The 18541-nt window shown below is 60.7% G+C and carries 17 protein-coding genes; 10 read left to right on the forward strand and 7 right to left on the reverse strand.

What is annotated here, in order from left to right; all coding sequences use genetic code 11:
* The first annotated feature begins 294 nt into the window (after nucleotides 1-294).
* Nucleotides 295-855, forward strand: coding sequence for a lipid-binding SYLF domain-containing protein (locus CD175_RS07965; RefSeq protein ID WP_104448422.1), 561 nt, complete (start codon nucleotides 295-297; stop codon nucleotides 853-855).
* 232 nt (nucleotides 856-1087) lie between these two features.
* On the forward strand, nucleotides 1088-2302 hold the full coding sequence (gene gltS, locus CD175_RS07970) for a sodium/glutamate symporter (RefSeq protein ID WP_104448423.1): 1215 nt from the start codon (nucleotides 1088-1090) through the stop codon (nucleotides 2300-2302).
* Nucleotides 2303-2345: 43 nt separating this feature from the next.
* On the opposite strand, the gene CD175_RS07975 is transcribed toward gltS, so the two are convergent.
* A complete protein-coding gene (locus CD175_RS07975; RefSeq protein ID WP_104448424.1) occupies nucleotides 2346-3260 on the reverse strand; it encodes a pirin family protein in 915 nt (304 codons plus the stop codon).
* A gap of 122 nt (nucleotides 3261-3382) precedes the next feature.
* On the opposite strand from CD175_RS07975, the gene CD175_RS07980 reads away from it, so the two are divergent.
* The 3 genes from CD175_RS07980 (at nucleotide 3383) to CD175_RS07990 (ending at nucleotide 6386) form a co-directional block, all read left to right on the forward strand.
* Nucleotides 3383-4294, forward strand: coding sequence for a LysR family transcriptional regulator (locus CD175_RS07980; protein WP_104448425.1), 912 nt, complete (start codon nucleotides 3383-3385; stop codon nucleotides 4292-4294).
* Between the two features lie 94 nt (nucleotides 4295-4388).
* Complete coding sequence (locus CD175_RS07985; RefSeq protein ID WP_104448426.1) at nucleotides 4389-5204, forward strand: helix-turn-helix transcriptional regulator; 816 nt, start codon at nucleotides 4389-4391, stop codon at nucleotides 5202-5204.
* 108 nt (nucleotides 5205-5312) lie between these two features.
* Nucleotides 5313-6386 carry a threonine aldolase family protein gene (locus CD175_RS07990; protein ID WP_240628941.1) on the forward strand — a complete coding sequence of 358 codons (1074 nt, stop codon included), beginning with the start codon at nucleotides 5313-5315 and terminating at the stop codon, nucleotides 6384-6386.
* Nucleotides 6387-6465: 79 nt separating this feature from the next.
* On the opposite strand, the gene CD175_RS07995 is transcribed toward CD175_RS07990, so the two are convergent.
* The 4 genes from CD175_RS07995 to CD175_RS08010 form a co-directional block, all read right to left on the reverse strand.
* Nucleotides 6466-6723, reverse strand: coding sequence for an Atu4866 domain-containing protein (locus tag CD175_RS07995; protein WP_104448427.1), 258 nt, complete (start codon nucleotides 6721-6723; stop codon nucleotides 6466-6468).
* Between the two features lie 15 nt (nucleotides 6724-6738).
* Nucleotides 6739-7476, reverse strand: coding sequence for an SDR family oxidoreductase (locus CD175_RS08000; protein WP_104448428.1), 738 nt, complete (start codon nucleotides 7474-7476; stop codon nucleotides 6739-6741).
* A 133-nt stretch (nucleotides 7477-7609) separates the two neighbouring features.
* A complete protein-coding gene (locus tag CD175_RS08005; protein WP_104448429.1) occupies nucleotides 7610-8533 on the reverse strand; it encodes an NADP-dependent oxidoreductase in 924 nt (307 codons plus the stop codon).
* A 75-nt stretch (nucleotides 8534-8608) separates the two neighbouring features.
* Complete coding sequence (locus tag CD175_RS08010; RefSeq protein WP_104448430.1) at nucleotides 8609-9049, reverse strand: DoxX family protein; 441 nt, start codon at nucleotides 9047-9049, stop codon at nucleotides 8609-8611.
* 132 nt (nucleotides 9050-9181) lie between these two features.
* On the opposite strand from CD175_RS08010, the gene CD175_RS08015 reads away from it, so the two are divergent.
* The 3 genes from CD175_RS08015 to CD175_RS08025 all read left to right on the forward strand — a co-directional run bounded on the left by CD175_RS08015 (nucleotide 9182) and on the right by CD175_RS08025 (nucleotide 12646).
* Nucleotides 9182-10099, forward strand: coding sequence for a LysR family transcriptional regulator (locus CD175_RS08015; protein WP_104448431.1), 918 nt, complete (start codon nucleotides 9182-9184; stop codon nucleotides 10097-10099).
* Between the two features lie 347 nt (nucleotides 10100-10446).
* The gene (locus CD175_RS08020) at nucleotides 10447-10746 is read left to right on the forward strand and encodes a DUF4189 domain-containing protein (RefSeq protein WP_104448432.1); all 300 of its coding nucleotides are present in this window, start codon (nucleotides 10447-10449) and stop codon (nucleotides 10744-10746) included.
* Nucleotides 10747-10906: 160 nt separating this feature from the next.
* Entirely contained in the window at nucleotides 10907-12646 is a 1740-nt protein-coding gene (locus CD175_RS08025) for a dipeptidase (RefSeq protein WP_104448433.1), read from the forward strand.
* A 400-nt stretch (nucleotides 12647-13046) separates the two neighbouring features.
* Here the strand turns inward: CD175_RS08025 and CD175_RS08030 are convergent, their stop codons facing one another.
* Entirely contained in the window at nucleotides 13047-13574 is a 528-nt protein-coding gene (locus CD175_RS08030) for a GNAT family N-acetyltransferase (RefSeq protein ID WP_104448434.1), read from the reverse strand.
* 3 nt (nucleotides 13575-13577) lie between these two features.
* Nucleotides 13578-15062, reverse strand: a complete 1485-nt coding sequence (pdxR, locus tag CD175_RS08035) for a MocR-like pyridoxine biosynthesis transcription factor PdxR (protein WP_104448435.1) — start codon at nucleotides 15060-15062, stop codon at nucleotides 13578-13580.
* 116 nt (nucleotides 15063-15178) lie between these two features.
* On the opposite strand from pdxR, the gene CD175_RS08040 reads away from it, so the two are divergent.
* Nucleotides 15179-15943, forward strand: a complete 765-nt coding sequence (locus CD175_RS08040; RefSeq protein ID WP_104448436.1) for a sulfite exporter TauE/SafE family protein — start codon at nucleotides 15179-15181, stop codon at nucleotides 15941-15943.
* A 176-nt stretch (nucleotides 15944-16119) separates the two neighbouring features.
* Nucleotides 16120-18246 (forward strand): TonB-dependent receptor family protein, encoded by a 2127-nt coding sequence (locus CD175_RS08045; protein ID WP_104448437.1) that lies wholly within the window; start codon nucleotides 16120-16122, stop codon nucleotides 18244-18246.
* Nucleotides 18247-18541: the final 295 nt, after the last annotated feature.

Raw genomic sequence — 18541 nt, forward strand, 5'->3', positions numbered from 1 at the left:
AACATTTGGAAATATTTAAGGCTTCCCCTGCGTGAACTTTTACAAAAGTTCTACCGCACATCTTTTTACTCGACAGAATCCCAAAGAAAAGCCTGGCGAACGAACACCACCATTACGCAGTGGTCACAACATCTGATGGCATCGCAAATGACAGCTGGTCAAGAACCTGCTTCATACAAAAGCGAAGCTTGAATTCACACATTTCAGGGTGCGCCGGATAACCTCAGCGGATTCAGTTCCTGCCAAATGCAGGCCCGCTGCTCTCATCCAATGCTCCCTCAACGGAGTATGCAAATGACTCAATCAATGCGGTTCTTCCTCTCGTTCTTCCTCGCCACTGCAACATTGGCATCGACCGGTTTCCTGAACACTGCAGGAGCGGCCACCGCCGAGGATCTGAATGCCGATGCCAAACAAGCCTTGCAATTGCTTTACAAGGCCCATCCTTTTGCCGAAAAAATCTCGCACGAAGCCAAAGCGGTGCTGGTTTTCCCGAAAATCATCAAGGCGGGCCTTGTGTTCGGTGGCAGCTACGGTGAAGGCGTCCTGATGAAAGGCACCAAAGTCGAAAATTACTACAACTCCGTCAGCGGTTCATGGGGGCTGCAGGCCGGCGCCCAGTCGTACGGCTATGCGGTTTTCCTGATGACCGATAAAGCCGTGAAATACGTAGCCGAAACCAAGGGCTGGGAAATCGGTGTGGGGCCAACGGTTGTCGTGGTTGATGAAGGGGTGGCGAAGAACCTGTCCAGCTCGACGCTGAAAGACGACGCCTACGCGTTCATCTTCGACCAGCAAGGGTTGATGGCGGGGGTCAGTATCGAGGGAACGAAGATTTCCCTGATCAAGCGCTAGACTCAGCCGTTTGACTGGCCATCGGGAGCGTGATGGCGGCCTATGCCAATACTGGTGGGTTTTCCCATTCAGGCTAGGCTGTCCTCACTCCTGGCGCACAGACGTAGCTGGTGATGGGGCTATCTGGACGAGCAAGGCTGGCAGTGGCTGTATCGACCATTCATTGATCCAGGTCTAAACATTGAATGACCGAATACTGATAATGATTTTTCAATTCTCAGGTAGGCCTTAAATGACTTCACAGCTCTTCCAGGTTCACGGCCTCGTGAGTTTTACCCTTGCCATCCTCCTGCTTTTCCTCGGCAAAACCCTCGTCCAGCACAACGCCTTTCTCCGTCAGTACTGCATCCCCGAATCGGTCGTCGGCGGCTTCGTCTGTGCGGCGGTGACGTCCCTGCTCTACTTCGGCCTGAATATCCAGGTTGAATTCGATCTGCAGGTTCGCGACACCCTGCTGCTCTATTTCTTCGCCGGCATTGGCTTGAAATCGGACATGCGCCAACTGCTCAAGGGTGGGCGCCCGTTGCTGATCCTGCTGTTACTCGCCGCTGTGTTCATTCTCCTGCAGAACTCGCTGGGCATGGGTGTGGCCCAGGCGTTCGGGCTTGATCCCAAGGCGGGCCTGATGGTGGGCTCCATTTCCCTCACGGGCGGAGTGGGTACCACCCTGGCCTGGGCACCGCTTTTCGTCGAGAAACTGGGCATCAGTAACGCCCATGAACTGGGCATCGCCAGCAACACCGTCGGCCTGATTGCCGCTTGCGTCATCGGCGGCCCTATCGCCAACCGGCTGATACGTCGTTATCGGCTGACGCCGTCCAGGGATGCGGAGCTGGAAGTCGGCATTCTCGAGCAACAACCGAGCAAGGCGCTGGACTACTACGACGTGCTCTGGGCGTGGATGTGGCTCAACCTGACCCTGATGCTCGGCTATGGGCTCAACCTGCTGCTGGTCGATGCCGGCGTCACCCTGCCAAAATTTGTCAGCTGCCTGTTCGCGGGCATCGTCATTCACCACCTTGTGCTGGCCTTTGTGGGTGATCAACGCCTGAAAAGCTGGAGCGGCGCCAGCCTGGGCCTGTCGCTGATCTCCGATATCTGCCTGGGCATGTTTTTGACCATGGCCCTGATGGGGCTTCAGCTATGGCAGCTCAGCGGCGCGCTGTTGTTCATTCTGTGTGCGTTGACCCTGCAAATTCTGCTGACGGTCGCCTATACGTATTTTGTGGTCTTCCGCTTCATGGGGCGCGATTACGAAGCCAGCGTGATCGCTTCCGGATTCGGCGGGATCGCCCTCGGTTCCACGGCGACAGCCATCGTCAACATGTCGACCGTGACACAGAAGTACGGCGCGGCGCACCAAGCCTTCCTGATCGTGCCACTGGTGTGCGGTTTTTTCATTGACCTGGTCAACGCCGTGATCATCAGCCTGTTCAGTGGTCTTTAGCGGCCGTCTCTTCGGTTCTCGAACGGCCAGGCACGCGTCAGGGTTACTTGAAAACCGGCACGCTGCCTGAGCCGTCGGGCTGTTTCAGATACTCACGCAACCGGGCGCCAATCTCGGCGATTTTCGCCTCCCCCGCCCGCAAGGCTTGCGGGTTGGTATGCACCGAGTAGTTGCCCAGTGCCAGTTCATGGGGATGGGGTTGCGCCGAGCCGATCACGAAGACCGTATCCTTGTGCATGGCCTTGAGCGTGACGGCACCGCTACCTGGCTCGAAGATGACCATTTCTCCCGCCATGACCACCCCGGGCGCGCCAAGGGATCCGCGGCTGACACTCAACCACAACGACTCATGTCCATCGGGCGGCACATAACGCCAGGATTCCCCGGCACGCAGCGTGACCAGCAGATAATTCATGCCGGCGGGAGCGCGGACCGGACTCTGAACGCCCTGATACGTGCCGAGAATCACCCGCGCCGGCCCCACTTCGGGCATCGCGCTCGACTCCAGGTACTGGCTGTCGACACTGGCGTTTTCCAACGCCGGCGGCAGCGCCACCCACAATTGAAAACCCTGGATCCGTTTCGATGTCCCCACCGACATTTCCTTGCCGTGCCAGACTCCGCCTCCGGCCCGCATCCACTCGACACCGCCGTAGTCGATCATGCCTTTGCCCGAATCCGCATCCTCGAAGCGCAGGTTGCCTTCGGTAATGACGGTGACAGTGGCGATGCCCGAGTGCGGGTGCATGGGCATGCCGTTGATGAACGAGCTCTCACCTTCGAACAGATCCAGGAACACAAAGGGCTTGATCAGGTGGCCAAGATCACCAGGGCTCATCAACCGGACGATGGCGCCATGCCCGCTGCCTGTGGTGCGGTAGCTGATCGCCCGGTAAGTGTCGGTTTCGCGCGCAGTGGCCGGAGCAACCGCGTTGTAAGGCTGTGGCTGAACATTCATCAGGATCACTCTAAGCAGGAGGCCTCGCGGCCCGATACCCCAGACAATATTGCGAGGCCGATTACTTGATTAGCCGGTACAATTGGATTGCACTCGTCCACCCATGTCAGGAATGACCGGCCATGCTCGACCTCAACGACATCGCGATGTTTGTCCAGGTGGTCCGCTGCGGCAGCTTTGCCGAGGCGGCGCGCCGGCTGGGCATGCCGCCCAATACCCTGAGTCGCCGCATCCAGCAGCTCGAAGCGCACCTGGGCACACGGCTGCTGCAACGCTCCACCCGCAAGCTCACGCTCACCAGTGCCGGCCAAGGCTTTCACGAGCGTTGCGTGGGAGCCGTCGATGGCCTGCTCGAAGCGGGACAAGCGTTGGTGACCGGCAGCAACGAACCCAGCGGGCTGGTGCGCGTGGCGGCTCCCGCCGACTTTTTCGACTTTTTCCAGATGGAGTGGGTGAGCGGGTTTCTGGCCGCGCACCCGCGCGTGCGGCTCGACTTCGTGCTCAGCGATGCGAAGGCTGACCTGATCGCAGAACAGATCGACGTCGCCTTTCGCGGCGGCCCCTTGCGCGATTCGGGCTTTGTCGGCCGCCAGATCCTGGACCCGCGCAGCGTCGGCATGGTGGCCAGTCCGGCCTACATCGCAGCGCGTGGCACCCCCCGCACCTTGCAGGACCTGACGGACCACGACTGTGTGATCTCTGCGCAGCCGGGTGGCCACGCCACCTGGCGCCTGGTCGGTCCCGAGGGCGAGGAAGAAGTGCAGGTTGCCGGGCGCTTCAGCGGCAATACCGCCCAGGCATTGCGCAAGGCCGCCGTGGCCGGGCTCGGCATCGCGCTGCTGCCGCCCGTGATGGCCAGGCTCGAGGTAGAGACCGGCGCGCTGATCCCGGTACTGCCGCAATACCAACCCAAAGGCTATGGCCTGAACGTGCTGTATCCGAGCCGCCGGCAGCTACCGCCGGCGGTATCGGCATTCATCGGGCTGGTGATCCAGAAGATGAATACGGCAGACTCACCGCAGGTGCCTCAGTAACCACCCCCGTTACTGGCACCCCATGGATCTGAACCGTGGGAGCACCTAAACTTTGTGCGCCCCTGCCCTCCTCGCCGATTGTTGAACAGGTCCCATGACTGAGCATGCCAAGTACCATCACGTGTCCGAAGTACCAGGCCTGGTCTTGGGTTCCGCACGCTTTGCGGATATCGGCTTCGATCGCCATTACCACCTCGATTTCCACATTGGCTTTGTCACCGAAGGCATCCAGCGTCATCGTTCGAAAGGCGAGTCGTTTCTTTTGGGGCCGGGACGCATTGCCCTGATGCCGCCCGGCGAAATTCACGATGGTGCGTCTGAAGGTGGCGGCGCCTATACGCTCAAGACGTTCCGTCTGTCGCAGGCACTGATCGCGGGCATGACCGAGGAGATCAGCGGTCAACCGAGAGAGCTTGAGTTGACCAGTGTGTTGCTCAAAGACCCGCGGCTTGTCGGCAACCTGCGCGGGCTGCACGAAGCGATGCAGCAGGCCGTTGGCCCCGGCAGCCTCGCGGTGCAGACGCAATGGATCACCCTGCTTGAACGCCTGTTGCGCCAGTCACGGGCAATCACGCCCGAAAGCATTCCCGGATCGCTCTCAGCCCTGCAATGGTCGCGCGTCAGGGACTATTGTTTCAGCCACATCGATCAGCGAATCACGCTCGATGATCTTGCCGGACTGTGCGGTCTGGGCCGATTCCCGTTCCTCAAGCAGTTCAAGCGGACCATCGGCATGACGCCGCACGCGTGGTTGCTTCGGCTGCGTCTTGAACGGGCGTGTGGCCTGCTATCGCGCAGCGGCCAACCGATCGTCGATGTCGCCCACGCCGTCGGCTTTTACGATCAAAGCCATTTCAACCGCGCCTTCCGCCAGGCATTCGGCGTCGCACCCTCGCGCTACAGGACTTAGGGCGGCGCATCAGGAGACCGTCAATTTTTTACAAGCGCGACAACCGTCCCTCTCCCTAGGATGCGCCAATCCAGGCGAAACACCTTCGCCTGCGCAACCGAGAACCGGATGATGAACGGTGAAACAAGCAGACCGCCCGCCCTGGGTTTTTCAAGTGACAACATCGCCGGCGCATCGCCGGAGGTGGCACACGCCCTCGTGAAACACAGCACGGGCCAGGCGGGCCCCTATGGCACCGACGAGTTGACGGCGCAGGTCCAGCGCAAATTCAGCGAGATCTTCGAGCGCGACGTGGAGGTCCTTCTCGTGCCCACCGGCACCGCCGCCAACGGCCTGTGCCTGAGCGCGATGACACCACCCTGGGGCAATATCTATTGCCATCCCGCCAGTCACATCAACAACGACGAATGTGGCGCGCCCGAGTTCTTCTCCAACGGCGCGAAGCTGATGACCATCGACGGCCCCTCGGCCAAGCTGGACATCACTCGACTGCGTGAGCGCACCCGCGAAAAACTGGGTGACGTGCACACGACCCAGCCCGCCTGCGTCAGCATCACCCAGGCCACCGAAGTCGGCAGCATTTACACCTTGGACGAAATCGCAGCCATCGGTGAGGTTTGCAAGTCGGCTTCCCTCGGGTTCCATATGGATGGGTCCCGATTCGCCAACGCCCTGGTATCCCTGGATTGCTCGGCGGCAGAGATGACCTGGAAGGCCGGCGTGGATGCCCTGTCGTTTGGCGCCACCAAGAATGGCGTGCTGGCGGCGGAAGCCATCGTCCTGTTCAACCCCTCGCTCGCCACCGAGATGAGGTACCGCCGCAAGCGTGCAGGTCACCTCTTCTCCAAAATGCGTTTTCTTTCGGCGCAGATCGATGCGTACCTGACCGATGATCTCTGGCTGCGCAATGCCCGCAAGGCCAACGATGCCGCTCAGCGTCTGGCGCAGGGGCTTACCGGGCTGAGCGGCGTAGAAGTGCTGGGCGGCACCGAGGCGAACATCCTGTTCTGTCGGCTGGACCCTGCCGTGATTGATGCACTGTTGAAGGCCGGGTTCGTCTTCTACCATGATCGCTGGGGCCCCAACATCGTGCGTTTTGTCACCTCGTTCGCCACCACCGCCGAGGATGTCGATCACCTGTTGAGCCATGTGAGGCGAGTGGTGAGGTCAGTACACGCATAACGGGCGCAATGCGCAATGACCGATGGCGGCGGTGCTCACTCTTAGTCGAATGAGCACCCGCCACTGCGGCGTCAGGCGTCTACATCTGGCGGTAAAGAATCATGCCCGCGTGATACAGGATCCCGTCGCGGAACTCCCCGTCAGCCGTAAAGCCGGTGTCATCGACGTACTCGATGTGGTCACCCTCCAGCCAATACTGGCCCTGGTAGGCACTCGTCTTGCGGCCCCGGGCTTCATCGTACCGGCCACCCGGTAACAGCTCATGGCGGATGAGCCCGTCTGCAGTGACCCACAGACCGATGTACTTATCCTGATCAGCGGATTTTTTCATCGTCATGTTCAGGTCCTCCGTTCAGAACGCACTGGCGGTCGGGCGGACAATCAGTTCACTGACGTCCACATCGGCAGGTTGTTCAATGGCGTAAGCGATCGCACGAGCAACCGCCATTGCAGGGATGGCGATCTTGCGGAACTCGCGCATCTCCGCCCGCCCGTCTTCATCGGAAATGCTCTCGGCCAATTCGGATTCGGTAACGCCAGGAGAAATCACGGTGACACGAATGTCCCCGCCGACCTCCTGGCGCAACCCTTCCGAGATGGCGCGCACGGCAAACTTGGTCGCACAGTAGACCGCCGCCGTCGGGCTGACGGTGTAGGCACCGATCGAGGCGATATTGATGAACTGGCCTGATTGCTGTTTCTGCATCAGCGGCAAACCGGCCGCGATACCGTGCAACACGCCGCGAATATTGACGTCGATCATCCGGTCCCACTCGGAGACTTTGAGCGCCTCGAGTTTCGACAGCGGCATCACCCCGGCGTTGTTGACGATCACATCGACCCGGCCATGCAGCTTCAACGCAAAGTCCACAAACCCTTGCATGTCGTCTCGGCGGGTGACATCCAATGCCTGGAAGTGAGCGACTCCACCGCTCGCGTTGATCTCGCCACAGAGTATTTCGAGGCGCTCGGTACGACGTGCCCCGAGCACGACATGCGCGCCCTTGCTGGCCAACAGGCGCGCTGTCGCCTCGCCTATACCACTGCTCGCGCCGGTGATCAGAACGATTTTTTTCGAGATGTTCGACATGACCCTATTCCCTCACTTGAGTGTCTGGTGACGCGAGAGCGGTGTCTCGCTGCCAGTCCAGATTAGGAATAACGACGGTCGGCCAGTTAGTCAGATCCTTCTGACAACTTGCCTGATCCTGTCGGGGAACACCTTACTTCGTTGCGTCGAGGACAAGCCTGCCCTGTAAATGCCGGCCCATGCTTTTCTCGATCGCCACTTTCGCGTCACTCAATGGGAATGCCTCGACGTCGACGCAGAGGTGTCCCTTGTCGAACAGTTCGGCAATCAGCGAAAGCTGCCGGCCATCCGAGCGAGTCGCAAAGTTGGCGGGGGTCACACCGTAGTCGTTGGCCAGCGACATGTTCGGCAGGCTCACGGGCGATACCAGCACGCCGTGTTTTTTCAGCACCGCAAACGAACGGGTCTGTGTGTCGCCGCCTACCAGGTCCAGTACCACATCGACACCGGACACCAGTTCTTCGAATGCCTGGGTCCTGTAGTCGATGGTGTAATCAGCGCCGAGGTCTTTCAGGTAAGCATGATTATGCGCGGAGGCCGTTGCGTAGACTTCGGCGCCCAGGTACTTGGCCATCTGCACGGCCATGCTGCCTACGCCACCGGCCGCGGCGTGGATCAACACTTTTTGCCGACGTTGCACACCCGCGTGTTCGGTCAGGGCCTGCCAGGCCGTCAGTGCCGTGGCGGGGACAGTGCTGGCCTGCAAGGCACTGAGTGATGTGGGTTTCAGCGCCAGTTTTGCAACCTGGGCGACGGCTTTGGTCGCATAACCCCCGACGATGTTGATGAAGCCAAACACTTCATCGCCGATGCTGAACTCAGTGACGCCCTGCCCCAGCGCTATCACGGTACCGGCCACTTCAACCCCCGGGGTAAAGGGCAGCGGCAAAGGGATGAACGCTTTCATGGCACCGGAGAGGATCTTCCAGTCAATCGGGTTCACCCCGGCTCCGGCGACATCGATCAGTACTTCACCGACACCGGCCACCGGGTCGGCAATGTCTTCCAGACGTAATACTTCAGGGCTGCCGTATTCGTACACGCGTATGGCTTTCATGGCGGTCTCGACTATCGAAAAAGAAGGGAGAAGAACATTGCGCTGCGAGGGGCTGGCCTTCGCAGCGCGGGGGTATCAACGACGGCGAGCGTCGAGGCTGAAACGACCGGCACCAAAGGCCACGACCTGCAGCAGGCCACCGGCCATCGCGATGTTCTTGAAGAAGTGGATGAACTGGTTTTGATCGCCCAGGGCGTTATGGAAGGCCAGTGCGGTAAACACGCTGAACACCGCAAGCACAGCGGCAACGGTGCGGGTGCGGTAACCGGCGATCAGTGCCAGGCCACCACCGATCTCAACGACGATCGCCAGCGCCAGCGCCAATTGCGGAAGGGGAAGACCCACAGAGCTGATGTAGCCGACCATCATGGCCGGAGCGGCCAGTTTCGAAAAACCGGAGAGGATGAAGATTGCGCTGAGCAGTACGCGGCCGATCAACGAGGCCGAGGCTTGTGCAACGTCAGAAGGGTTCTGTTCGGAGGCGGACGGTTGAGCGATGTTTGCAGAAGCAGTCATGAGGTATTTCCTTCAAATGGGTGCGATTCGATTTGAACCGCCCTGGTGAGGAAATGTTGCGCCTCGTCAGCTAACCTGAATAGCTGACTAATTTAGATCATTAGATTCGATAAATTAGAAAAGGAAACACACATGATCTCTGACCCCGGAACACCGACACTGGACCAGCTGCGCGTTTTCCTGACGGTCGTGGAAGTCGGCAGTTTTGCCGCAGCGGCCAGAAAACTGCACCGGGCCACCTCGGTCATCAGTTACTCGATCGCCAACCTGGAAATGCAGCTCGGCGTGTCGCTGTTTGACCGTCAGACCACCCGCAAACCCCAGCTCACCGATGCCGGCCGCACCGTGCTGGCTGAAGCCAGGACCATCGCCAACGGTATTCATGGATTGCGCGCCAAAGTGAAGGGCTTGCTCCAGGGGCTCGAAGCCGAGGTTCACGTGGTACTCGATGTGATGCTTCCCCCCGACCGGGTGGTGGACGCGCTCAAATCCTTTCGCGAAGCGTTCCCCACCGTTGCCCTGCACTTGCATATGGAAGCCCTCGGCGCCGTCACTGAGCTGGTGATCAACCGTGGCGCGATCATCGGCGTCAGTGGGCCAATGAATGAAGGCATCGATGGCATCGAAAGAATGGGCGTCGGCAGTGTCGAGTTGATTCCGGTGGCAGCCCCGAATCATCCACTGGCATCGAGCGATTCGAATGTTCCGGGCGCCGGGCGAGAGTTCACGCAATTGGTACTGTCCGACCGTTCGGTGCTGACCAAGGACAAGGATTTCGCCGTGCTCAGTAACCGCACCTGGCGGCTGGCGGACCTGGGCGCCAAGCACATGCTGCTGCGTGAAGGCATCGGCTGGGGCAACATGCCGGCCCCGATGGTCCAGGAAGATCTGCAGAGCGGCCGACTCGTGCAACTGAACATTCCGGAATACAAAAGCGGCCAATATTCCTTCGACGTCATCTACCGCACGGATGTGCCACCGGGGCCGGCGGCGCGATGGTTGATTGAACGCTTCGTTCAACAAGGCTCGGCGCAGGCGGCATCGGCTTGAGGACGGGACTTGTCGATTTTCTGGAAATCCCGGGGGAACACAGATTACGAAATATCTGTAGGAGCTGCCGAAGGCTGCGATCTTTTGATCTTGCTTTTGCGATCTGGAGATTGCTGAAGATCAAGATCAAAAGATCGCAGCCTTCGGCAGCTCCTACAGGGGAACGCGTGCACCACCAAACAACGAGGGGAACTAATTAATGAATAGACCCAATCGGATAGCAGTAATACCAAAAACACATAACTCTATTGATTGAGACAGGTCCAGCCGAAGGTGGAGGATGTCCTGAAACAGGCCTAATCTGAATAGACACGACCTTGATCGCCTCTTGATACAGGGGAAACGCAATGACGGGACAGACTGCACGCCAAGGCTCGTCATGGCTCCTGCTTTCCCTCCTCGCCGCCAATCTGGCGCTGACAGCCGGATGCTCAGGCAAAACCACCACCGCGCGCTATTCAGCCTCAAACACCGGCTCAGCCTGCTATGCAAAAGCCCTCCCCACTGTCGGCGAAGGTGGCCTCGCCTGGGGCGACACGCTGAACATGGCTCGCCAGAAATCCCTGAGTAACTGCATCCGCTATGCCGGCCGATCGGGCGGTACGCCGAATACCTGCCAAGTGGTGTTGGCGGAATGTAAACACTGATAGAGGGTTTTTTCGTTTCTGCGTCGCTTTTGCATTTCTGTGCGACAGATCCCACTTCAGGGGCTCCCGTTTCACACGCGCATGGTGTTAGTTTTGAAATGTTTCTGATCAAGCGATCAGATATTTCTTACAACCCGCCTGCAAAGGAATGCCCCCAGCAATGGATTTTTCACTCAAGCACCTGGCTGCGACCACCCTCATGCTCGCCAGCCTTTCGTCGTTCACCAGCGCTGCCCACGCCAACATCACACCACAACAGAACGCGATCATCCTCAAGACGTTCAATGATGCTTCGGTCAAGGATTTCCGCCAGTTCCTGCAAACCCTGGCCAAGAGCGATGTCGCCAAAACCGACGACCTCGGCCCGGCCATCAGTGCCTTCCTCGGCAACAAGACGCTGTCCGCTGAGCAGCAGAACGAAATCCATCGCTTGCTGGGGCTTTATGCCCGAGTGAAGTACGGCAGCGCGGCCACCGAAACCCTGAAGGAGCTGGTGGCCATTCCGACCGTGCGCGTGGACGGCGTTGACCAGCACGACAATCCCGAATTCCTCAAGATCGCCGAGAAGATCAAGGGCCTTGCCCAGGCGTTCAACCTGAACTTTCGCAACATCGACAACCGCGTCTACGAGATCTCCCTCGAAGGCAAGGGCGATGAAGTCGTGGGCATTCACGCCCATGCCGATGTGGTGCCGGTGACGCCGGAGAACTGGGTGCTGCAGGACGGCACCCGCCTCGATCCGTTCAAGGTCACCCTGGTCGGCGATCGCATGTATGGCCGCGGCACCGAAGATGACAAGAACGGCATCGTGGTGGCGCTCTACGCCATGAAGATCATCAAGGAGGAGCAACTGCCGCTGGCGCGCAACTTCAAGCTGCTGGTCGACACCACCGAAGAAACCACCGGTGATGCCATCCCCTACTACTTCGAGCGCAACCCGACACCCAACTACAACCTGGCGCTGGATGGCGGCTACCCGGTGGTGATCGCCGAGAAAGGCTACGGCACCGTCATGGCGAACTTCGCCAAGCGTGCTGGCGAGGGCAAAGGCGCAGAAATCATTTCGATGACCGGCGGCCTGGCCACCAACCAGATTCCGTCGACATCGGTCGCGACCCTGGTGACCGACAAGCCCGCCGAACTGGCTGCCAGCCTGCAAAAGGCCGGCACTGAGTACGCCAAGCAAAATGGCGGCAACTTCGAAGTGGCTGCCAAGGCCGACGGCAAGGACGTCAAACTGACGGTCACTGGCGTTTCCGCCCACTCCTCCGAGCCCGAGTCCGGCGTCAACCCGGTGGCCAGGATGCTCGACTTCATCAATAGCCTCGACGGCAAGGTCGCGCTCAAGCACAACCAGATCACCGACGCCGCCCGTTATGCCGCCGACAACTGGGGGCTGGACTACCTGGGTGGCAAGCTGGGAGTCGGTTTTGCCGATGAGTTCATGGGCCCGCTGACCACGTCCCTGACGTATGTCGGGATGGATGACAAAGCCTTCAAGCTCGCCGTCAACCTGCGCGTGCCGAAGGGCAAGACGCCGGAGGTGCTCAAGTCCGAAATCGCCGCGAAGCTGGACGCCTGGAGCAAGAAGACCGGGATCGCACCGACCTTCGACCTGTCGATTGCCGAACCGATGTACCGCAACCCCGAGGGTGAATGGGTCAAGGCCCTCCTGGCGGTGGCCAGCGAAAACCTCGGCATGGAACACAAATTCGGCACCTCCGCCGGCGCCACGTCCGTGCATGAATTGCCTAACGGCGTGCAATTCGGCCTGGCCATGCCGGACGTCAAGTACACCGGTCACAACGACAACGAGTTCAAGACGACCGAGCAGTTCCTGCTGGACTTGCAGATCGTGACCGAGATGATGGGCCGCATCGGGCAATTGCCGACACTTTGATCGGTTCTTTCCCTGGTTTGGACGCGGACACGGTCCCCTGTAGGAGCTGGCTTGCCAGCGATGGGCGTTAACGATAACGCGTGTTAACCGGATAAACGCGGCGCGCTTGAGTCCATCGCCAGCAGGCTGGCTCCTACAGTTTTAGCGTGGCAGGGTCCCCTGTGGGAGCTGGCTTGTCGGGTCGCCACATCGCAGCGATGGTCGTTAACGATTACGCGTGTTAACCGGATAAACGCGGTCTCCTGTAGGAGCTGGCTTGCCAGCGATGGTCGTTAACGATGACGCGGGTAAACTGGATAAACGCGGCGTACTTGAGTCCATCGCCAGCAGGCTGGCTCCTACAGTTTTCCGGGAATGCGTGAAGAAGATCACCCTCCCGGCGGGTCCGGTTTGATGCCGGCTACGGGACCTGGGGTACCCGCCACGACATGGCGCAGCGGCTCCCGGGTTCAAAACCGCAGCCGTACTCTTGCGCCAGGATGTCTGCAAGGCGCTTGCCCAGCGTTGCCCCAGCGGTGACTTCAAACCCCAGCCGCTGGTAAAAGGGCGCGTTCCACGGGACCTGTGTGAAGGTCGTCAGCGTGACACAAGCCAACTGATTCAAGCGTGCATATTCCATCGCCGTTTCAACCAGTCTTCGTCCCCAGCCCTGCCCCTGCACGGACTGTTTGACCGACAGTTCATAAATATGAAAATCGCTGCCGTGGCGTTCTGCACTCAGGAACCCCATGGGCCGAGCTTGCGCATCGACAGCCACCCAGCATGTCGATAACGCGATCAACTGCCTGTGACGATCGACTGTCATAGGGGCAGCGTCCGCCAGCCAACCCAGCTCATCGATCGAGCGGAATGCCTGAGCGGCGCAACGCTCAACAGGGGGCAGCAACGGAGCATCATCGGGTACAGCCAGGCGAATGTGTGCAGGCATGAGTCAGCTTTTCTCCTCGACGTCCCGAATCACGGCACCCAGAATGCGGACCCCGTCATGAACCTGCTGCGGTGTCAGGCCGGCATAGCCCAGAATGAGTCCTGCGGGTCGCTCATGCTCTGCGCACGAGGGCTCGGCAAACAGCGGCGAGAGCGGATAAACGCCCACCCCGCGTTCGAGCGCCAGCGCCTGTAGCCTGGGCTCATCCTGAGCGCGCAGTGCCGATAACAGCAGCACGCCATGCAGGCCCGCCGCCATGCCGACCAGTTGCCCGTGCCCCGCCAGATGTTGCTCGACGGCCTCCAGCAAAGCCCTTCGCCGCTGCTCATTGTCCCGGCGCAGGCGGCGTACGTGGCGCTCATAGGTACCGCTCTCGATCAACGAAGCGAGCACGTTTTGCTCCCAGCGCGGTGAGTGACGATCGGTCAGCCGTTTGGCTTCACGGAAAACATGTACCAGCTCCCGTGGCAGCACCAGATAGCCCAACCTGAGCTGCGGTGAAAGTGCCTTGGAGAAGGTCCCGACATAAATGACGCGGGCTTGCGTGTCCATCGATTGCAGCGCGTCGATGGGTCGCTGACCGTAACGAAACTCGCCGCCGTAATCGTCCTCAATGATCCACGCGCGATGTCGACTCGCCCACCCCAGCAGTTCTAGGCGACGTGCGACAGGCAGCACCGCCCCCATGGGAAACTGGTGCGACGGCGTCACATAGGCCAGGCGCACGTGATCATCTTCCGGCAGGGCGCCGGTATTCAGCCCAAAGGTGTCGACGGACAGGGGCAGCGCCATGGCGCCCACGGCCTCAAAGCAATATCTGGCCATGCGGTAACCCGGTTCCTCGAAGACGAACCCATCGCCGGGGTTCAATAAAAGCCGGGCACACAGGTCAAGTCCCTGCTGCGAGCCATGCACGACGAGGATTTGCTCCGCATCGCACGTCAGGCCTCGCGCCCGTTGCAGATAGCCTTGCAGGGCGCTGCGCAAACGCGCCTCCCCTTCGGGCTGCCCGTACGCAAGGCTCGGCTGGCGTTTGACCAGTTCGGCACGATAGGCGCGCTGCCAGCCCAGGGCCGGAAAGTCCCTCGATGCGACCGAACCGTAGCGGAAATCGATGCGCGTACCCGGCGATGCCATGCTGTAGGGCTTCAGGTCGGCAACACGCTGCCCGTACAGGGAAAGCGCAGGTGGCAGCGCTTTGTGCCGCACCGCATTCCCCCTGGCGGGCCCGGACGAGGGACTGATCATGCTCGCGACCGTGGCAGCCTTACCCGTCGATGTCGCGACAAAGCCCTCGGCTGCCAGTTGCTCGTACGCCGCCGTCACCGTGGTTCGCGACACGCCGAGCTCGGCCGCCAGCGCCCTGGTCGACATCAGCTTCGCACCCGCTGCGAGCGTGCCGTCTTCGATCTGCGCCCGCAGCCTGGCATAGATACGGCGTTGCGCACCGCGCAAGGATGCATCCGGCCCATCTGAAAACTGGCCCATGGAAAAACCTCAAAACTGGCACTTTCTGTGAAGCAGGTCGTGGTCGACATTATGGATACCCGACCACCCGGAATGAAATCCCCATTTTCAACCGACCACTGCAAGGAGACCGCCCCTTGGAACTGGAACTGACCGCCACCACACTCCTTGTCACCTTCGCCGGCGTCTTTCTGATCTGCTTCATGAAAGGCGCGTTCGGTGGCGGCTTTGCCATTGTCGGCATCCCGTTGCTGTCGCTGGTGATGGACCCGATCACCGCCGGCGGACTGCTCGCTCCGCTGTTCATCGCCATGGACCTGTTCGGCCTGCGCTACTGGAAGCCGTCCACCTGGTCAAAACCGGACCTTGGGTTGCTGGTCCCCGGCCTGGTCGTCGGCATTGGCGTCGGCTATTGGCTCTTTCGCGTGATGGACCACCGCGCGGTCGCCATTGTGATGGCAGCGATCACACTGATTTTTGTCGGCCTCTGGTTCAAGGCCGGTGGAGAAGTCAGCGTACGCCCGCGCTCATCGCCCAAGGCGGTGGCCGCAGGCGTCACCTCGGGCATCACGACCATGGTCGCGCATTCAGGTGGACCACCCTTGGCGATGTACCTGTTGCCGCTGGGTCTGAGCAAGCAGCTCTATGCCGGCACCACCAGCCTGTTCTTCACGGTGGGCAATCTCCTCAAGGCGGTGCCCTGGCTGCTCCTGGCCAAACCCACTGGAAACGTGCTTAGCCTCATGCTCATTTGCCTGCTCGCGGTTCCCAGCGGTGTCTGGCTTGGCTGGCGCCTGCACGCCAGACTGGATCAACGCCAGATGTACCGCGCCTGTTACGGCTTGCTGGTGGTCACCGCCGTGAAGCTGCTTTGGGATGGCATCGGCGGCTATATCGCCTGAGACTGTCCCGCCATCTGATCGTGTTGCTCAGCCAGACCCGGACCCGGGCGTTGCAGTGACCTTAACGCCACTGGAAATATCCGGTGGGCAAAAAACCAAATTGCCATGTGCTCCCTTCGTTCATTCTTGCGTCGCACTGTTCATTGTCCGTTCCCTGTACGTCTGGAGTTTCCCCAATGCCCTCGCCTAATTCCTTGCCCGCCGCGCTGCTGGGCCTGGCCCTTGTTTGTCCGGCGATGACCGAGGCTCAGGGCCTTGAACTGGGGCAAGTGCTGATCGGGGCCGAGGACCAGAGTGACGAAGACCAGGGGATCGAGGACGCCAGGGCCCGTCTGGCCCAGGTACCCGGCGGTACCAATGTGGTCGACATGCGCCGTCCGCTGCAGGGCCGTGTGGCGAGTAACCAGGATGTGCTGGCTTATCAGCCCGGGATCTATGCCCAGTCGGCGGGCAATGAGGGGGTGAAGATCTCGATCCGCGGATCGGGCATCAACCGTGCGCCGGGTGCCCATGCCTCGGGGCTGTACACCATGCTCGACGGGCTGCCGCTGACCGGCCCTGGCGGCACGCCCTATGAACTGCTGGAACCGCTGTGGCTCGACCATGTGGAAGTGTTGCGCGGTGCCAACGGTTTCGATCGCGGTGCCCTGGCCTTGGGCGGGGCCATCGATTACGTCAGCCATACCGGCTACAACGCGCCAAAGTTGCAGGTACGCTACGCAACGGGCAGTCACGGTTATCAGCAGCGTCAGGTCAGTTCCGGACAGGTGCTGGGGGACTTCGATTACTACGTGGCCATGACCGACGCAAACGCCGACGGCTACCAGGACCACACGGCCAGCGAGAGCCAGGGCGTGATCGCCAACTTCGGTTATCGCTTCAACCCGAACCTGGAAACGCGCTTCTACCTGCGTCAGCGCCAGACCGACAACGACCTCGCGGGACGGGTGACCAAGCACTCCATCGAGCACGATCCACGGGCGGCCAACCCCGCCTACGTGGCGCGGGACGACCGCCGCGACGAACCGGGCAGCACCTTTATCGGCAACAAGACCACCTGGTACCTCGATGACGATTCGAGCATCCAGACCGGCCTGGTCTACCACGACTACCCCATGGACTTGCGTGAGGGGCCCAACCGCCTGAAGGTGGCGTACACGGACGTCAGCGGCACGTTCGACTACCAGCGCCGCGACACGCTCTGGGGCCTGCAAAGCCAGAGCACCCTGGGCCTGCGAGTGACCAAACACCTGCCCAACTCAGGCGCCAGCGAGTTCGTGCGCATCCCCACCGGCAACACCGCCGGTTACGCACCGGGCACGCTGATGCGCAACTTCACCTACCAGGGCTCGGACACGGTCCTGCATGTCGGCAACGACCTGGAGATCGCCGACGATTTGTGGCTGACCACCGGCCTGGCCGCCATCTACACCCGCCGTGAAAGCGACGTCACCTATCCGCAGGAGGGCGGCAAGACCAGCCTGCACGACTGGGACTATGCACCGCGCGTGGGCTTGCGCTACCAGCTGACACCTGACCTGCAACTGTTCGGCAATCTCAGTCGTTCTGTCGAGGCGCCGCACCCCTGGTCGCTGATTTATAGCTCCAACATTCGCTTCCCCGCCGGCAGCGGCCCCGCCACAGGCGCCCAGCGCGATCCGGTCACGCTGCAAAACCAGACCGCCACCACTCTGGAAATAGGTGGACGCGGTGACAGTACCCTGGGCCAGTGGAGCCTGGCCTGGTACTACGCCCAGGTGCACCACGAGTTGCTCTCGGTGTTGCCGGACGCCAACGCCACCACGCCGTACGAGCTCAACGCCAGCCCTACCGTGCACCAAGGCGTCGAAGCCAGCCTGCTGAGCCCGCTCTGGTCGCCGGGTGATGGCGGCCAGTTGAGCCTGCGCCAGAGCTACACCTTCAGTGACTTCCACTACCGCGACGATGACCGCTTCGGCGACAACCGCCTGCCCGGCCTGCCGATGCACTATTACCAGGGCGAACTGCGCTACGACTGGCCACAAGGCTTTTTCGCCGCGATCAACACCCAATGGGCGTCCAAGGTCGCGGTCGATTACGCCAACAGCTACTACGCCGATCCCTACGCCATATTCGGCGCGACCCTGGGCTACAACGCGCCCAAGGGCGACTGGCAGACCTGGCTGGACCTGCGCAACCTGACCGACAAGCACTATGCCGCCACGGTCACGCCGGGCTACGACGACAAAGGGCTGGACGCGGCACGCTCCACACCCGGCGAGGGCATGGCGATGTACGTCGGGGTGTCGTGGAGCCTGCTCTGAGATGAACCTCTGCACGGACCTTGTAGGAGCTGCCGCAGGCTGCGATCTTTCGGCTTTTAACGGGCTCAAATCAAGATCAAAAGATCGCAGCCTGCGGCAGCTCCTACAGGGGTGTATGGCAGATGTAAAAAAACGGCGCTCTGGGCATCCCAGTGCTGGTCAACGGATGCGCACCTGACCTTCCGTGTAGGAGCTGCCGCAGGCTGCGATCTTTTGACTTTTAACGAGCCAAAATCAAGATCAAAAGATCGCAGCCTGCGGCAGCTCCTACAGGGGTTGCTGGTTGTTCACGGAA

Source organism: Pseudomonas laurylsulfatiphila (genome assembly GCF_002934665.1).
GTDB lineage: Bacteria > Pseudomonadota > Gammaproteobacteria > Pseudomonadales > Pseudomonadaceae > Aquipseudomonas > Aquipseudomonas laurylsulfatiphila.

Bases quoted from the DNA above. Each gene is read 5' to 3' on its own strand.
- CD175_RS07965 (WP_104448422.1), top strand. From the start codon at position 295: ATGACTCAATCAATGCGGTTCTTCCTCTCGTTCTTCCTCGCCACTGCA.
- gltS (WP_104448423.1), top strand. From the start codon at position 1,088: ATGACTTCACAGCTCTTCCAGGTTCACGGCCTCGTGAGTTTTACCCTT.
- CD175_RS07975 (WP_104448424.1), bottom strand. From the start codon at position 3,260: ATGAATGTTCAGCCACAGCCTTACAACGCGGTTGCTCCGGCCACTGCG.
- CD175_RS07980 (WP_104448425.1), top strand. From the start codon at position 3,383: ATGCTCGACCTCAACGACATCGCGATGTTTGTCCAGGTGGTCCGCTGC.
- CD175_RS07985 (WP_104448426.1), top strand. From the start codon at position 4,389: ATGACTGAGCATGCCAAGTACCATCACGTGTCCGAAGTACCAGGCCTG.
- CD175_RS07990 (WP_240628941.1), top strand. From the start codon at position 5,313: ATGATGAACGGTGAAACAAGCAGACCGCCCGCCCTGGGTTTTTCAAGT.
- CD175_RS07995 (WP_104448427.1), bottom strand. From the start codon at position 6,723: ATGACGATGAAAAAATCCGCTGATCAGGATAAGTACATCGGTCTGTGG.
- CD175_RS08000 (WP_104448428.1), bottom strand. From the start codon at position 7,476: ATGTCGAACATCTCGAAAAAAATCGTTCTGATCACCGGCGCGAGCAGT.
- CD175_RS08005 (WP_104448429.1), bottom strand. From the start codon at position 8,533: ATGAAAGCCATACGCGTGTACGAATACGGCAGCCCTGAAGTATTACGT.
- CD175_RS08010 (WP_104448430.1), bottom strand. From the start codon at position 9,049: ATGACTGCTTCTGCAAACATCGCTCAACCGTCCGCCTCCGAACAGAAC.
- CD175_RS08015 (WP_104448431.1), top strand. From the start codon at position 9,182: ATGATCTCTGACCCCGGAACACCGACACTGGACCAGCTGCGCGTTTTC.
- CD175_RS08020 (WP_104448432.1), top strand. From the start codon at position 10,447: ATGACGGGACAGACTGCACGCCAAGGCTCGTCATGGCTCCTGCTTTCC.
- CD175_RS08025 (WP_104448433.1), top strand. From the start codon at position 10,907: ATGGATTTTTCACTCAAGCACCTGGCTGCGACCACCCTCATGCTCGCC.
- CD175_RS08030 (WP_104448434.1), bottom strand. From the start codon at position 13,574: ATGCCTGCACACATTCGCCTGGCTGTACCCGATGATGCTCCGTTGCTG.
- pdxR (WP_104448435.1), bottom strand. From the start codon at position 15,062: ATGGGCCAGTTTTCAGATGGGCCGGATGCATCCTTGCGCGGTGCGCAA.
- CD175_RS08045 (WP_104448437.1), top strand. From the start codon at position 16,120: ATGCCCTCGCCTAATTCCTTGCCCGCCGCGCTGCTGGGCCTGGCCCTT.